The 16,506-nt window shown below is 39.5% G+C and carries 12 protein-coding genes; 7 read left to right on the forward strand and 5 right to left on the reverse strand.

All coding sequences use genetic code 11. The features are described 5' to 3' along the window. The first annotated feature begins 81 nt into the window (after positions 1–81). Positions 82–1,830, forward strand: coding sequence for a diflavin flavoprotein (locus ACXITR_RS03150; RefSeq protein ID WP_457995775.1), 1,749 nt, complete (start codon positions 82–84; stop codon positions 1,828–1,830). A 50-nt stretch (positions 1,831–1,880) separates the two neighbouring features. Next, the gene (gene cofG, locus ACXITR_RS03155) at positions 1,881–2,819 is read left to right on the forward strand and encodes a 7,8-didemethyl-8-hydroxy-5-deazariboflavin synthase subunit CofG (RefSeq protein WP_457995776.1); all 939 of its coding nucleotides are present in this window, start codon (positions 1,881–1,883) and stop codon (positions 2,817–2,819) included. Here cofG and ACXITR_RS03160 read toward each other — a convergent pair. The 4 genes from ACXITR_RS03160 to ACXITR_RS03175 form a co-directional block, all read right to left on the reverse strand. Beyond that, positions 2,791–3,375 carry an esterase/lipase family protein gene (locus ACXITR_RS03160; protein WP_457995777.1) on the reverse strand — a complete coding sequence of 195 codons (585 nt, stop codon included), beginning with the start codon at positions 3,373–3,375 and terminating at the stop codon, positions 2,791–2,793. The two genes, cofG and ACXITR_RS03160, sit on opposite strands and share 29 nt — an antisense overlap. 102 nt (positions 3,376–3,477) lie before the next feature. Then, complete coding sequence (locus ACXITR_RS03165; protein WP_457995778.1) at positions 3,478–4,107, reverse strand: CHRD domain-containing protein; 630 nt, start codon at positions 4,105–4,107, stop codon at positions 3,478–3,480. Between the two features lie 354 nt (positions 4,108–4,461). Beyond that, entirely contained in the window at positions 4,462–6,255 is a 1,794-nt protein-coding gene (locus ACXITR_RS03170) for a serine/threonine phosphatase (protein ID WP_457995779.1), read from the reverse strand. Positions 6,256–6,349: 94 nt separating this feature from the next. Continuing rightward, complete coding sequence (locus tag ACXITR_RS03175) at positions 6,350–7,243, reverse strand: PhzF family phenazine biosynthesis protein (RefSeq protein ID WP_457995780.1); 894 nt, start codon at positions 7,241–7,243, stop codon at positions 6,350–6,352. 269 nt (positions 7,244–7,512) lie between these two features. Here ACXITR_RS03175 and gghA point away from each other — a divergent pair, with 269 nt between their 5' ends. Continuing rightward, positions 7,513–10,020 carry a glucosylglycerol hydrolase gene (gghA, locus tag ACXITR_RS03180; protein ID WP_457995781.1) on the forward strand — a complete coding sequence of 836 codons (2,508 nt, stop codon included), beginning with the start codon at positions 7,513–7,515 and terminating at the stop codon, positions 10,018–10,020. A gap of 51 nt (positions 10,021–10,071) precedes the next feature. Here gghA and metK read toward each other — a convergent pair whose 3' ends face one another. Further along, positions 10,072–11,313: a methionine adenosyltransferase gene (gene metK / locus ACXITR_RS03185; protein ID WP_457995782.1), complete on the reverse strand. Its 1,242-nt coding sequence runs from the start codon at positions 11,311–11,313 to the stop codon at positions 10,072–10,074. A gap of 141 nt (positions 11,314–11,454) precedes the next feature. On the opposite strand from metK, the gene ACXITR_RS03190 reads away from it, so the two are divergent. The 4 genes from ACXITR_RS03190 (at position 11,455) to ACXITR_RS03205 (ending at position 16,469) form a co-directional block, all read left to right on the forward strand. Next, positions 11,455–12,003, forward strand: a complete 549-nt coding sequence (locus ACXITR_RS03190; protein WP_457995783.1) for a DUF1176 domain-containing protein — start codon at positions 11,455–11,457, stop codon at positions 12,001–12,003. A gap of 80 nt (positions 12,004–12,083) precedes the next feature. Continuing rightward, the gene (gene sir / locus ACXITR_RS03195) at positions 12,084–14,012 is read left to right on the forward strand and encodes a sulfite reductase, ferredoxin dependent (protein WP_457995784.1); all 1,929 of its coding nucleotides are present in this window, start codon (positions 12,084–12,086) and stop codon (positions 14,010–14,012) included. 161 nt (positions 14,013–14,173) lie between these two features. After that, the gene (locus tag ACXITR_RS03200) at positions 14,174–15,445 is read left to right on the forward strand and encodes a hypothetical protein (RefSeq protein WP_457995785.1); all 1,272 of its coding nucleotides are present in this window, start codon (positions 14,174–14,176) and stop codon (positions 15,443–15,445) included. Positions 15,446–15,551: 106 nt separating this feature from the next. Continuing rightward, entirely contained in the window at positions 15,552–16,469 is a 918-nt protein-coding gene (locus tag ACXITR_RS03205) for an NAD(+) kinase (protein WP_457995786.1), read from the forward strand. Positions 16,470–16,506 lie beyond the last annotated feature (37 nt).

A 16,506-nucleotide genomic window follows, 5' to 3' on the forward strand; every position in this document is an offset into this window, starting at 1 on the left:
GGGATAAAATATACAATATCGATAAAAAATAGCTTATTTCACTCCCCGTTAACAAAAAAATTATAAAACCCCGAATATAATATGACAAAATCAAAAGATGTTCAAATTACCCCGATCGCCCTTAATACAAGACTGTTTCGTTCTCGTACTTGGGACAGACTCAAATTTGAAGTAGAATATGGACTAAATCGAGGCACCACAGCCAACTCTTTTGTTATTGAAGCAGAAAAAACCGCCCTATTTGATCCCCCAGGGGAATCTTTTACCGATATTTTTATCGATGCCCTAGAAAAAAGAATCAACCTAGAAAAAATTGACTATCTCATTTTAGGACATATCAACCCCAATCGGGCAGTAACCATCAATACCTTACTACAAAAAGCCCCCCAAATTACCATCATCATCTCCAACACGGGGGCAAAATCCTTACAAACTATTTTCGAGAATAACTATCAAGAAACCATCGCCAAAAATCCCCTCAAAATAGAAGCCGTCAAAAATGAATTTCAATTAGATTTAGGAAAAGGGCATTTACTAGAATTTATCACCACCCCTAACCCCCGTTATCCTGATCAACTTTTAACCTACGATCACCAAACTAAGGTATTTTACACCGATAAATTATTCTCTGCCCATGTGTGCGGAGATCAAATTTTGGATGAAGGTTGGAGTATTTATCAGGAAGATAGAAGACATTATTTCGATTGTGTTATCGCACCCTATGCCACCCAAGTGAGTAAAGCCATTGAGAAGGTGAAGGAAAAAGAATCTTTCATCTATGCCACCAACCATGGCCCCTTAGTGCGTTACGGTTTAACGGAATTAACGGGGTTATATCAACAGTGGCTAGAAGCCCAGAAAAATCAAACCCTTAATGTTGCCCTCGTCTATGCCTCCGCCTATGGTAATACGGCCACCCTAGCCAATGCGATCGCCCGTGGCATCACCAAAGCAGGGGTAAGGGTAGAATCCATCAACGCTGAATTTGCAGGAAGTGAGGAAATAAAAACCGCCATACAGGGCTGTGAAGGCTTCATATTCGGTTCTCCCACCCTCGGCGGTCACGCCCCTACCCAAATCCAAAGCGCCCTAGGAATCGCCCTTGCCAACGCCGATAAGAATAAATTAGTAGGGGCATTCGGTTCTTTTGGTTGGAGTGGAGAAGCCATTGATTTGTTGGAAAATAAATTTAGGGATGGGGGTTATCGTTTCGGTTTTGATACCATCCGAGTCAAATTTAAACCCACCGAAGCGGTGTTAAAAACCTGTGAGGAAGCGGGAACAGATTTTGCCCAAGCCCTGAAAAAACGTAAAAAAGCCCTTAAATCTAAGGAATCCGCCGCCGCCAATTCCCTCACTGCCAGAACTGAACAGGCTTTGGGGCGTTTGGTAGGCTCGTTATGTATCGTCACCACCCAAAGGGATGAGATAAAGGGTGCCATGGTGGCTTCTTGGGTGTCTCAGGCTACTTTTAACCCCCCCGGTTTAACCGTTGCGGTGGCGAAGGAAAGGGCGATCGAGTCTTTGTTGCCCATCGGTAGCAGTTTCGCCCTTAATATCCTTGAGGAGGGCAGATATGTGGAGTTAATGAAGCATTTTCTCAAACCCTTTGCCCCTGGGGAAGATCGTTTTCAGAATATTGATCATGATGTGGCGGATAACGGTAGCCCGATTTTAAATAATGCCCTCGCCTATGTGGAGTGTGAGGTTAAAAATCGCCTCGAATGTGGTGATCATTGGGTTATGTATGCGATCGCCAAGGCTGGTAAATTGTTAAAAGACGATGGTATTACAGCGGTACATCATCGTAAATCTGGCACCCATTATTAAATAAATGCCTAAAAACCATTGCCTATTGCCCATTCCCCGCCCTAACCAAAATGAATCACCCCTGCATAGTAACCTATAGCCCTGCTTTTACCCTAGTGCCTACCTATGAATGTTTTAATCGATGTAGTTACTGCAATTTTCGCACCGATCCTCAACAGGATGTATGGTTAACTTTAGGTAAGGCGAGGGAAATTTTATCTACCCTAAAAGGGAAAGAGGTGACAGAAATTCTTATTCTTAGCGGGGAAGTGCATCCTCTCTCAAAAAGGCGTAGGGATTGGTTACAGCTAATTTATGACATTGCCCATTTAGCCCTATCCATGGGCTTTTTTCCCCATAGTAATGTGGGACCTTTGAGCTATGAAGAAATGGGGTTATTAAAGGCGGTAAATGCTTCTATGGGCTTGATGGTGGAGCAAGTTACCCCCACATTATTAGATACTGTCCATCGTTTTGCCCCTAGCAAGATTCCTCACCTTCGATTACAACAACTTGAATGGGCTGGAATGTTACAGATTCCTTTCACCACGGGTATTTTATTGGGTATTGGGGAATCTCCATCGGATCGTGTGGATAGTTTAAGGGCGATCGCACTTATCCAAAAAAAATATGGTCATATCCAAGAAGTAATATTACAACCATATTCTAAGGGGAATAAAGATAATTATGCCCACGATAATTTTAGTTCCTCAGAAATGCTTGACACCATCAAAAAAGCAAAACAAATATTACCGAATAATATCACTATTCAAATTCCCCCCAACTTAATTGAAGATGAAAAAACCCTCATTCAATGTTTAGAATTAGGAGTCAGAGATTTAGGGGGCATAGTACCCAAAGATGAAGTTAACCCTGATTATAGCCATAATAACTTAAACCATTTAAGCAACATATTATCGAATCATGGTTGGCTTTTAAAACCACGATTACCCGTCTATCCTCAATATTATCAAGAAACCTTTAGCCGTCTTCGGAAAAAAAATCATTAATCCTTTCTAAAACCTTGGGATTACTAACCATACATCGATGATTGAGGATGGGAAAACTTTCAGCCACAAAAGACTCCATCACTGTACTTTTAGCAGGAATAATCATAAGATCAAAGGGAGTCCACAAAAATAAACATTTTACCTTCGATAAACTTGTAGTTATATCCTTATTTAAATCTAACAAAAAATTACTCAACGGACGCATTTGGCAAACACCCCTTAAGGGTAATAAATAAGCCATGAAAGTTCCATTATTAGGAGCAGAAATATTAATATACTTATCTACTTTTTCTGTACCGCCCAATCTTTGCAAATAATAACGGGTAACTAAACCCCCCATACTAAAACCTATTAAATTAATTTTTTCATCCTTTGCAAAAGTATTATCAATGTATTGTTTTACCTGTTGAGCCAACACTTTTAAATCAGCAGTACCATAACAAGGAATCAAATCAAAAGCATGGACATTATGCCCTTGATTAGTCAAATAAGATAACATTCTATTAAAAACCGTACTTCGAGCCATAAAACCGTGAACTAAAACAATAGGATTCATCAATTATTGAGGTAAATATTGCTAGACAAAATAAAAGGTGGGCTATGCACCCACCCTATTGGATTTTATCAAAAATCCCCTAATTGATTAATCCCGAAGAATCTACTGCTGAATAACTCCTCTTAATTCACCGCCACGATTCATGGTTGTGTGAATATCAATGTATAAATTACCCTCTCCTAATGCCATAACTTCTTCGTCAGATAATTGATAAGTACCAGTGAAAAGACCACTTAGACCATCTTCAGAGGTAGTGACAGATAAAGCGTGGACGAAAGGACCATTTTCTTCAGGGGTACCTAAATGTAAGTGTACAGCGGAGGTGATGGCAGGGTTAGGAGGATCTAAAGGATCGGTTTCATAGTCTCTGAGGGGGCTACTCAAGCCGTTGAAGCTACCATATACCATTAAAGTGTTGTCTTCACTCAAGATGGCTACGGCCACTCCTCCTGCATTGGTCATGACAGGTTCGGGATAAATATTACTACCAGATAACATGGCTGTCATCACTTTGAAGCCCATTTCCATGGTTTCTTCTGATGATTCTTCCATCATCTCCATTGCTTCTTCATCGTGTTCACCGTCACCGTGCATCATGGCAAGATTATTGCTTTGATTGGCGGTATCAGAGGAGGTGTTTAGGGCATGGGAAGGGATGGTAAAGTTGGCGGCAAAAACAAGAGCAAAGGCGCTAATGGAGAATTTGGATAGTAAAGATTGAACTTTTTTCATAGGAAATGATTTGATAAATCTAAGTGAAAATATTGAGTAAATGAATTAGTACGAAGTAGTTTTTTTACTACGCCCCTATAGACTCAGAATTTATAAATCAGGTTCACCAAATCTTTAGAAAAATTTTATATTGTGCAATGAAATGAGCTATTTTTCTTAATATTATTTTCAATTAATCTGTGAGCTGGTGTTGCTTATTTTGGGTATGAAACATCATTAAACTACAGCAAATATATAATACTAGAACTATTATTACCATTGCCCATTGCCGAACTAAACTAAAAATCATAGCTTAATTCACCAACGCCTGCAAACCCTAGCGCTGAAAAACCTAAAGCTATCTTTGATAGCACCCTATAATAGAGGATTTTTCTGTTCTAAATTGGGTTGAACTTTTATTCTTGCCAAAATACAGGTAATGTTATCGTGACCGTTAATTTGATTGGCTAGTTCTAGGAGATGGGCTGCACCTTCTTGAAGATTTGCTTTGACACTGAGTAGGGGTAAAAGGGCGCTTTGCCAGTTATTTTCTAATAGTTCATTATCGGATAAACCATCGGAACACATCAAAAATAGAGTGTCTTCTTTTACTTCCAAAAAATTTACATCAGGATGAACAAATTCTCTTTTTCTAGGGCCTAAGGCTTGGGTGAGTTGATAGGCATCGGGACGGGCAAAGGCAATTTCTGGTTCAATGCCGTTTTTCATCTCTGCGTAAGCTACGGAATGATCTACGGTAATTTGTTCTAGGCCCCATTTTCTGGTAATTCGATAAATACGGCTATCTCCCACATGGGCGATCGCAACTTTGTTATCTTTTACAAGGGTCATTACTACGGTAGTACCCATCCTTCCTGCCCCAAGATTACCCTTTTCAATGTTGGCATCATAGATAACTCGATTCGCTTCCCAAATACCTTCTTTGATAGTTTCTTCATCGGGTAACTCATCTTGCCAATGCTCTTGGAAATATTTATAGATGGTTTTAACAGCTAAAGCGCTTGCCACTTCACCCCCGGCGTGTCCTCCCATACCATCACACACCAGAAAGAATCCTTTGCCAGTACAAGAAGTACCTTGGGGAGTTTCCCGTTTATTAATTTTTGTCTCCACCGCAAAACAATCTTCGTTGTGGGAACGTTTCATGCCAATGTCAGTCATGCCACACTCCGCCAAACTTAACAGAGTCATGGGTAAAACAATGGTGGGTTGTTCATCGATACTGTTCTCATTATTGATTACCGTGGCATCTTGATCATCATCAACTTCATCAAAATCAAATTGATCCGTAAGTTCCTCTAGTTCATCATCAGCGGGAATAACCAATTCTCCTTCACTATCATCTAATAAATCATCTAATTGAGCTTGTTGATAGATTAGGTTAAGAGCATCAGATAACTCCTTGATGGTGTCGATGTGACCTTCTTCTATTTGTGTCATCAATGCTTTGATACTGGTGGCTCTGTCGGTTTGATTACTTTCTTCTAAGGTTATAATCCAGAACTCCACTAATTGTCTGACATGGGGAGGATTATCAAGATCATCAAAATATAACTTTTTAATTTCCAAATCTCCCGAATCACCAATCCCGAGGTTATCTTTTTCTAAAAGAGTTTGGGAACATTTCAACTTGTGTAGGTCTTTCCAAAGTTTAACCATGGTTTGGAGATGGTGGAAAATTTGGTTACTAGGAACATTTTTGTGGGTAAAATATTGGCTCAAAGATTCCCAATTACTTCTTTGATTAATGATTACGTATTCTTGTCCTTCTTGGTCTTGCCAAGCATCTAGTAAATCGGGAATGAGGGGAGAGTATTCCGTTAAAGTTAGGTATGGAAAAGCCAAACCGGGTATTCCCGCTTCCATCAGACTCTTACGGTCAAATTCAACTACTTTCTCTAAATTTTCGTCTAGGGATGATAATTTTTCTGGTTGGGTATCCGTGACTAAAAGTTCGTAGTAGGAAATGTTTCCTTTCTGGGCAAAGGGTTCTATGGTATCTTGCTCATAGGAAATAGCGAGGGCATAACGAGAGAGATGTTCGCTATCGTCCAATTTTCCGAAGGGTATTTTTAGGGCGGTATCTTTGGGGGTGCTAAAAATACACTGGCAAAGAATTAAATCGTCTGGGCTGGTGGACATATTCATCTTTTATTCGTCTATATCTTTATATTATAGTTATTCGCTAACTTTATTAAAAAAATAATTAATTATTAACTATTTACTTTACATTTTTTGTGATTTAACTTAACTTTAAATTTCCCTCTGTTACGATTATCGATTCTCCCCCCACTTTAATTTCCTTAATCCTATTGTTCTGTTTAAGGGCGATCGCCTTTATCCTACTAGGGCGCCCCATTTCCGAACCCTGAAAAATATCCCAACTCCAACACCCCTCACTTTCGGGCTGATATTTAGCCAAATAACCAGCAAAAGCCGTGGCCGCCGAACCCGTAGCGGGATCTTCCGTGATATTAAGAGCAGGAGCAAACATTCTCACCTGAAAACTACTGTACCCAGTTTGCACAAAAATATAGACATGGGGCGACCAAGAATTTTTTAACACCCTTTCCCAAATCCCTAGATCAATCTTTGCCTTACCCAAAGCCTCCTTACTAGCCAGAGGAATCAACAAAAAAGGCAAACCACAGGAAGCCCCCTCCACCACAAAATTATCAACCATCAAATCATCCATTTCCAAAGATAACATTTGAGCCAAATCCTGTTTACAAGGACAGTCCGTATAAAAATCAGGGGGGCAAGGGGCTTTTAACTGAGTCCAAATTTTATTCTGCCCATCCCGAAAAACAGTAACAGGCACATCCCCAACCCCCTCTCGAAATACAACCTCCGTTTCCCCCGCATTTAAATTAAACTTACCCAATTTAGCCAACAAAAAAGCCGTACCGATGGTAGGGTGTCCAGCAAAAGGAATTTCTCCTCCCGGGGTAAAAATTCTTAACTGAAAATTAGTCTGCTCATCATCAAATACAAATACAGTCTCTGAAAAATTAAACTCTATGGCAATTTTTTGCATATCATCATCACTTAACCCCTCCCCATCAGGAAACACCGCCAATTGATTACCAGAAAAAAGTTGATTTGTAAAAACATCCAGAGTATAAAATTTCATCATAAAATCAAAATATAATTTTTATTATCAGTATTTTAAATTATCAAAAAATTATGTCATCTAATTAAACTAAAGTGCAAATAGAAAAACTTGGTCTATAATTGGTCAATATAGCTTTACCGTCATGAATGATCATTAAGAGGAAATCCCCTTTATATCCTATCAAAAAAAGGATATTGACTATAATAAAGAAAATGAAAAGTAGTTTTTATTCATAAAAATATCAGTGTGATTTTAAAGCTATTGATTGTAAAAATAGAGAATAATTGACCGTGGAAACCAAAACAAAAACAAAAATCTCCCTCATAGAATCAGAAACGAAAAAACTGATCAATAAAATCAAAAAAATTGAAAAATCATCCAATACCGTTTTTGAAGAAAACCAACAAGTAGCCACTTATCTTGGAGCTAACTACAGAGAGGATGGACTTACCCAAATAGGTTTTTGGACTCCCCAACTACTAAGGGAAGTAATGCACCTTAACGAGATTTATTTGGAAGTATTTACCCCCACCCAAGAGATAAAAGTAAAAGATATTTTATCCTCAGAAAGTAACATCATAGAAGTAAGAAGAGATTGTGTTTTTCTCAAAAAAAGAGGTAAATTCTTTTGGGGTGTCATCGAAGGAATGAAAGCAGGTACAAGAAAAACCCTAGGCTCATTTTATTGGCTACGTTATCGTAACCCCTACGGACAAATTGAAATTATTAGAGATCCCCTAGCCCATTCCTTACCCTTTGGAGTGTTTGCCCCCGCAGAGTTGTACGACATGGGTAAATTAGAAAAAGAAAGAACTGACCTAGAATATTTTAAATTAACGGGAACCACCGACGAAGAAAATATCCCTCGCACCTCTACCCCCATTAATATATTACAACTCCATGTAGGTACAGCGTCTTCCGAAGGCAGTTTGGCGGGCCTGACAAAAATATATAAAAACATTGCCAAAAAAATCAACACCAATCAACCCCTCGAACCCCACGAAGAGCATTATGTGGGTTATGATGCGGTGCAATTGCTTCCCGTTGAGCCTACCATCGAATATCGTAAGGACTTGAGTCAGGATAGTAGATTATTTGAGATTGTCGAAGAATGTTGCGGTATTGCCCCAAGGAGTATTCCCGAAGGAGATGACATTTTCAAAAGCATTGAAGGCATTAAAGTAAAAATTACTAAACCTAATACTCAAGGTTGGGGTTATGATGTGCCCATTATCGGAGCTAGCGCCACTAGCCCTTCTATCTTAGCCAGTTTACGCCCTGATGAATTATATGATTTTATTGGCGTATTACATAATTTTCCTCACAAGCCCATCGGTCTAATTTATGATTTGGTATATGGTCATGCGGATAACCAAGCAGAATTACTAATTAATAATCAATTTTTCAAAGGACCTAATATGTATGGGCAGGATTTAAACCACCAACTTCCCATGGTTCGATCAATTTTGCTAGAAATGCAACGGAGAAAAATTAATACTGGGGCTGATGGTATTCGGGTTGATGGTGGTCAGGATTTTCGCTTCTTTAATCCCCTTACGGGCAGGGTAGAGCAGGATGATCAATATTTACTTGCCATGAGTGATTTAGTTCAGGAAATTGGTGGTTATAAGAGATTATTATTTACTATTTTTGAGGATGGGCGCCCTTGGCCAGAGGAAGGGTGGGAAACAAAATCAACCTATATGGATTTGATTAACCTAAAACCAGAGTCTTATCAATGGGGACCGTTAATTTTTGCTCACAATACTCCTAGTATTAAAGGTTTTTGGCGTAAAAAATGGCAACGGGTATGTGAGGTGATGTACCAGGGACAAAATTGGATTACGGGGTGTGGAAATCATGATACTTTACGCCGTGGTAGTCAGGTGGATACTCGCCTTGAGATTAATTGGCGTTTGGGAGAAACTCTTAATGATGTAATTCGAGGTGCTTATGATAATCCTGCGGTGTCGATGTGGGTATATGGTTTTAGCCCGGGTTTACCGATGGATTTTATTAATGTGTTGATGCACGCTCCTTGGATGTTTTTCCGTAATACGGATGAGGAGTATGGGGTTAAGGTGGTATCGGAGGAAGTGGGCTTTTTGGACTGGCAGATGACGGAGGAGCGTTATCATCGGGAGGATGCTTTTCAACGGATGAAGTCTTTGGGTTTTGAAAAGTTGGACCAGTTGAGGGAGTTTACCCACGCCCTTAATGCTAGTATGATTGCTCGTAATTATGATCTTCAGGAGGTGGTGAAGGTTTGTCAGCTTTGTTTTGATGATGGGGCTTGTAATATCCAAGAGATGAAGGAGATGAAGGAAAGTAATATGATTGCTTTTTGTCAAAATCTGGATATTGATAATCTCAAACAGTGGGCTTTGATGTTTATGGAGGATTGCTCTGAGATTTGTAATGTTTCCCATTATAGTAAAACGGTTGATCCTGCCCTTGCTAAGTATAATCTTCGTTTAAGAGATTTGCGCCATGAACATCCATGGCTTGGGAAAAGTTTGCATGGGGGCGATCGTTTTAATAAGATTGAGGAGGATGACGCTACTATTTTTTATGGGGTAAGGTCTCATCCTAAAAATCCAGATAAAAAAATTGTCATGGTAGCCAATATGGAAGGACAAAAGGTAGAGATAAACCTTCTTGATTGGTTACAGTTAGATCCTACGGAATGGAAAGTAGAATTAACTACTCCCAATTTACCAGATATTGAGGATATTAAAGATTTAAACCATATTATTCTTGGTCAAAGTCAGGGTCTATTATTAACCCCAAAACTATAGTTTTTACGGTGGGCTATGCCCACCAAATGATATGTATTCCCCTTGTGGGATTTAAATTCCCAACTCTTTTTTAAGTGCTGATACCTTATCGGTTTTTTCCCAAGGTAAATCTAGATCATTTCTACCAAAATGTCCGTAGGCGGCTACGTCTTGATAAAAACGACCTCCCCTCTGGGACGGAAGAGAACACAAGTCAAACATTTGAATGATACCGGCAGGGCGTAAATCAAAGTTATTTTTGACGGCGAATAATAGTTGTTCTTCAGATACTTTGGCAGTACCAAAGGTTTCGATAAAGATGCTCACGGGTTGGGCGACTCCGATGGCATAGCTTACCTGTACTTCACATTTTGAGGCTAGTCCAGCGGCTACAATGTTTTTGGCTACATAACGACAAGCATAGGAAGCGCTACGATCTACTTTTGTGGGATCTTTGCCAGAAAATGCTCCTCCTCCATGGCGAGAATAACCACCATAGGTATCAATGATAATTTTCCTACCTGTTAAGCCTGAGTCTCCTTGGGGCCCACCGATGACGAATTTTCCTGTGGGGTTAAGCAGAAAACGGGTTTTGTGGGATGGTTTGATGTCTAAGTCGTGGAAGACTGGGTTAACGACGGTTTCTTGGATGGCTTCTTTTAGGGTGGCTTGGATTTTGTCGTTGTCGGTAATATTACCTATGGTCTCGGTGTGTTGAGTAGAGATGAGGATGGTATCAATGCCTACGGGGCGATCGTTTTCATAGGCTACGGTCACTTGAGTTTTTCCATCAGGACCGAGGTAGGGTAATTCTCCAGATTTCCTAACGGCGGCTAGTCTTCTGGACATCCTATGGGCAAGACTGATGGGTAGGGGCATTAATTCTGGGGTTTCGTCACAGGCAAAGCCGAACATTAAACCTTGATCTCCTGCTCCGATTTTATCTAACTCATCATCACTGAGTTTTTCCCTTTGTTCTTGGGCTTGGTTTACCCCTTGGGCAATATCAGCGGACTGTTCATCTAGGGCCACTAAGACGGAACAGCTATTGGCAGAAAAACCATTATTAGCATCGGTGTAGCCAATTTCAGCGATTTTTTTACGGGCTAGGTCAATGTAATTGACTTGAGCTTTAGAGGAAATTTCCCCTGTAATAAGGACTAATCCTGTGTTGACTACAACCTCCGCAGCTACTCTACTATATTGATCTTCATTTAATAAAGCATCTAAGATAGTGTCAGATATTTGGTCACATATTTTATCGGGATGACCTTCGGTGACGGACTCGGAGGTAAATAAATATTTTCTACTCAACTTTTTCCCTCGATGATTTGGTTGTTTAACCTTATATCATATAAGTTAAGATTACATTTAAGCAAATACATTACATCCTATAAATTGTTAAAACGAAACATTTTTTATTACAACAATAATCTTTTCTTTCTTTTTGTTCTAATGACACTACAGTTAGTTTTGGGGTGTGAAAATAATTCTTTTCTTCGGTTGGAAGGGTTGGCGGATGTTCCTTCTTTAGATGATGAGGTAATTATTAAAAGTCTTGGGGAAAAAGAGGGCTTAAGGATTTGCAACAGTGATAATCACCTTCTCTCTACTGAAAATACTAATATTTATGAGTTGAATACTACGGAATATTTGGTGGAAGTTTTTTGTTTTGTGGGGGCGTATCAGGGGAGTTATCAATATTTTTTTTATGATGCTAATCAAGCACAACATCAAATTTATGATTTAAGTTTTACGGTTTTTGAGGAGCGAGGGGGACGTTTACAAATTGGCGAAACTTCTTTATTAACGGGAGCGGTGGAGTTTGACCCTGACATGAAGCAGTTGATAGTGGATAGAAAAGCGAGGGGCTTGGGAGATTGTGGTAGTTATGGGGTTTATCAGTGGCTCGATAATCAGTTTAGTTTGGTGGAGTATCGTTATAAGGGCCAATGTGATGGGGTTTATATTCCCGTGGAGGAGTATCCTTTGATTTATCCTTAACTTTTGTGTCTGTAATGACAGATTAAGTGCGATCGCACTAGAATAGTAAATAGGAATCTGACAAAAAACACAAAAAAGTAATGACAGACAGTTCAACCATTGAGAAAAAACGCTCAAAAGTGGAAGGAATTAAAGAGCGTAGTAACTTTTTAAGAGAACCAGTAGCCACCGAGTTAACGCAAGACACAACCCATTTCAGTGAAGATGGTATCCAAATATTAAAATTTCACGGCTCCTATCAGCAAGACAACCGAGATAATCGGGTAAAAGGGCAAGAAAAAGACTATCAGTTTATGTTGCGCACCCGTAACCCCGGGGGGTTTATCCCTCCCCAACTTTACCTCGCCCTCGAACAACTATCCGAAGAATATGGTAACCATACCCTCCGAGTTACCACCAGACAGGGTTATCAAATCCACGGTATTCTCAAAAAAAATCTTAAAACCGTTATTAAAACCATCGTCCAGAACATGGGTTCTACCCTTGGGGCTTGCGGTGATTTAAACCGTAACGTCATGGCCCCCCCCGCCCCCTATAAAAATAGATTAGATTATCAGTATGCTTGGGAATATGCCGACAAAATCGCCGATTTACTAGCCCCTCAAAGTGGTGCTTATTATGAAATTTGGTTAGATGGAGAAAAAGCCATCACCGCCGAAGAAGCCCCCGAAGTTAAGGCAGCCCGTCAAAAAAACCTTAATGGTAGCAACTTTGAAGACTCCCCTGAGCCTATTTATGGTACTCAGTATATGCCCCGTAAGTTCAAATGTTCTGTAACCGTACCTGGGGATAATTCCATTGATGTTTATACCCACGACCTTAGTTTAGTGGTAATTACCAACAAAAAAGGCGAACTACAAGGATTTAACGTCCTTGCGGGGGGTGGTTTAGGGCGTACCCACCGAAAAGAAGAAACCTTTGCTCGCACCGCCGATGAAATTGGTTATGTGAAAAAAGATGATGTTTTTGATTTGGTGAAAGCAGTAGTCGCTACTCAAAGGGATTATGGCGATCGCACTAACCGCCGTCATTCCCGAATGAAATATTTAATCAACGATTGGGGAGTAGAAAGATTTAAAACCAAAGTAGAAGAATACCTCGGTAAAAAATTAGAACCTTTCAAAAAACTAGCCAAATGGAAATATGAAGACTATCTAGGATGGCATGAGCAAGGAGACGGTAAACTATTCCTTGGTATTTCCGTAGAAAACGGTAGAGTCAAAAACGATGGTAACTTCCAACTAAAAAGCGCCCTCAAACAAGTCATCACCAAATACGAATTACCCACCCGTCTAACAGCCAACCATAACATCATTCTCTATGAAATTGATCCTCAATGGCAAGAAGACATTAACACAATTTTTCGTGATAACGGCGTAGAATTAGATCCTGACAAAGTCAACCATCTTACCCGTTATTCCATGGCATGTCCTGCTATGCCCACCTGTGGACTTGCCACCACCGAATCTGAGCGAATTTTGCCTAGTATCGTCGATCGCATTGATACCCTCCTAGGAAAACTAGGTATGGCGGAGGAAACCTTCGTAATTCGGATGACAGGTTGCCCCAATGGTTGTGCGCGCCCTTATATGGCAGAATTAGGCTTTGTAGGTTCAGCACCCAACGTCTATCAAATGTGGTTAGGAGGTTGCCCCAATCAAACTAGATTAGCTCGTACCTATCAAGAAAAGCTCAATATTGCAGAATTAGAACAATTTTTAGAACCTCTATTTGTTTATTTCCGTGATAGCAAAAAGAAAAATGAAACCTTTGGCGATTTTTGTAACCGTGTTGGTTTCGATGCGCTCAGAGAATATGCTCAAACTTATCAACCTAACAATAAAAAAACTATGAAAAAAGGCGAGAAAAAACCCCGTGCAAAACGTAACGAACATCGCATCAGTGTTAATGAGGAATGGTACCAAAAGCTAAAAACCGTTTCTGGAGAAGAGAAAAAAGCCATGAATCAAATCGTTACCGAAGCTTTAGAAGCATATTTTAATAAATAATTGACCATGGATAATTGATAATTAATTTTTTAATCTAGTTATTGATTTTTCCTTAATTGTCGGGGGATACTTTCCCCCTAGTCTTTTTTCCCTTGGGTGAGAGTTTAGGGATGTTTTACGGGCAGAATATATAATATTCATAAAAAATATTTGAGCTTACCATGTTCTTTAAAACGGTTTTTAGGAAAAAAAAAGAAAATAATAGCCTAAAGTTAGCCCCACAAAAAATTGAACCAAAAACAAGGTTAGAACAACTAGAAGAAGAGATTTATAATACAAAAACAAAAGATTCTCCTCAAACACAAGAGCCGAAATTTAAGTCATCCATTAGACGATTAATTATTAGCGGTATTGGAATTGGCATTCCCATTGGATTTTTATATATTGTCAATTTACCCTACGCCGCCATCCGTCGCCCCATAAATAATCATGCTCCTATTCTACTTTTACCTAGTCAAATTGTGGTAGAAAATAACTTTAAAAAAGCTCTAAATTTAACAGAACAAGCAGAGCAATTAATTGATAATGCTACAGATTTTCCAGATCTGGAATTAGGTTCTCAAAGATTAGCAGAAGGTAAGATTTATTTGGATAAAATTCCTATTATTGCTCAAAATGAATTGATGGGATATGGAGGTTCTCGTTTTTTTTATCGTTCTAGTTTTTCTGGATCTCAGTTTATGACAATGCGCAGAAAGGTAGGGGAATTAGAGGCGAAAGTTTTTCAGGGAAATAATGCTAAAGTTACTTTAAACAATTTAGAAGAACAGTTAGGGCAAATAAAAAATCAATATCAAAATAGTAATTCTGATCAAGAAAGAAGACAAATTATTCAACAATGGCGCACTATGCTAAATGAGTTTAATTTGATTTCTCCATCTACTTTTGCGGGTACCATTGCCAGACAAAAATTGGTTGCCCATCAGTTAGATTTTGAGGATATGGTGGGTTTTTCTGCTAATAATGAGAGATTAGCTACTTTTGTAAGTACCGCCCAAGATTTTGCTAATTTGGCTAAGGTGCGATCGCAAAATCCCCCTTATACCGTCAGTGAATGGTCAGATATTGAAGATTTTTGGCAAAAAGCAATTAATGAATTAAATAGAATACCCGAAACGGACTTAGATGGTTATCGTCAGGCTAATCGTATTATTGTTGAATATGAAAATAATTTGCGGGATGTCAGACTCAGAAAAGAAATAGAAGAAAATTCTCTAAACTATTTTAAGAGGGCAGAAGATTTAATTAATAACTATCGTTCGACCATGGTAAATATGGATGATTCCACTGATAATGTTAATCGGCGTATTGTACAAATTCAACGCATCATAGACACCTTGAAAAAGGTAGATAAAAATTCAACATCCTATACGCAAGCACAAAATTTAATTGGCTATGCTCAAAATCAAATGAACAGTTTGCAATCTCCATGAAAATAGTTAAAGTACATGGGGAAAAATCGCTGATTCTGGTATAATGCCTATGGTGTTATGGGAACTTAAGTCTTTCTCGGTCAAATTTTACTAGGAATATTTATTGATGCCTAAAATCGGTGTTATCTACAACGATGTGAAACCTATTGCCTGTCAAATCGCTGCGGAATTACAATCAAGTTTAATGGCAAAGGGTTACGATGTTTATTTAGCCACGGGCTACACTGGTATTTTAGGTTATTCTTATCCCGATCGCCCCGTATGTCATAGCCCTATCGAACAGATAGCCGAACCAGAGTTTGACCAAACCATGGAACTCGCCATCGTTTTAGGGGGAGATGGTACTGTTTTGTCCGCCTGTCGTCAGGTTGCTCCCCACAATATCCCTGTTTTGACGGTGAATACAGGACATTTGGGCTTTTTAACCGAAATTTATCTTAATCAGCTAGATATGGCGATCGCACAGGTGTTAGAGGGAGATTTTGAGATGGAGGTGCGATCGATGATTGAAGTAAATGTAGTCAGGGATGGAGTAAAACTCTGGGAAGCCCTTTGTCTCAATGAAGTGGTAGTACACCGTGAACCCCTCACCAGTATGTGTCATTTTGAAATCAAAATTGGTCGCCATGCTCCCGTGGACATTGCCGCCGATGGGGTAATTATTTCCACCCCCACAGGTTCTACCGCTTATTCCCTCAGTGCAGGAGGTCCGGTGGTCACCCCTGATGTGCCTGTGTTCCAACTTGCCCCCATTTGCCCCCATTCTCTCGCTTCTAGGGCTTTGGTTTTTTCTGACAAAGAACCTGTTACTATCTATCCTGCTACCAATAATCAAATGGTGATGGTGGGGGATGGTAACGCTGGATGTTATATATTACCCGATGATGAAGTGCGTATGGTGCGATCGCCCTACAATGCCAAATTTATCCGTCTCCAATCCCCCGAATTCTTCCGCATCCTCCGAGAAAAACTAGGTTGGGGCTTACCCCATATTGCCAAACCAAGCTCCGTAGAACTGCCATAATATTTTTTTTAAGGGATAATGGAAGATGAACTTTTGT

Source organism: Cyanobacterium sp., from assembly GCF_054166785.1.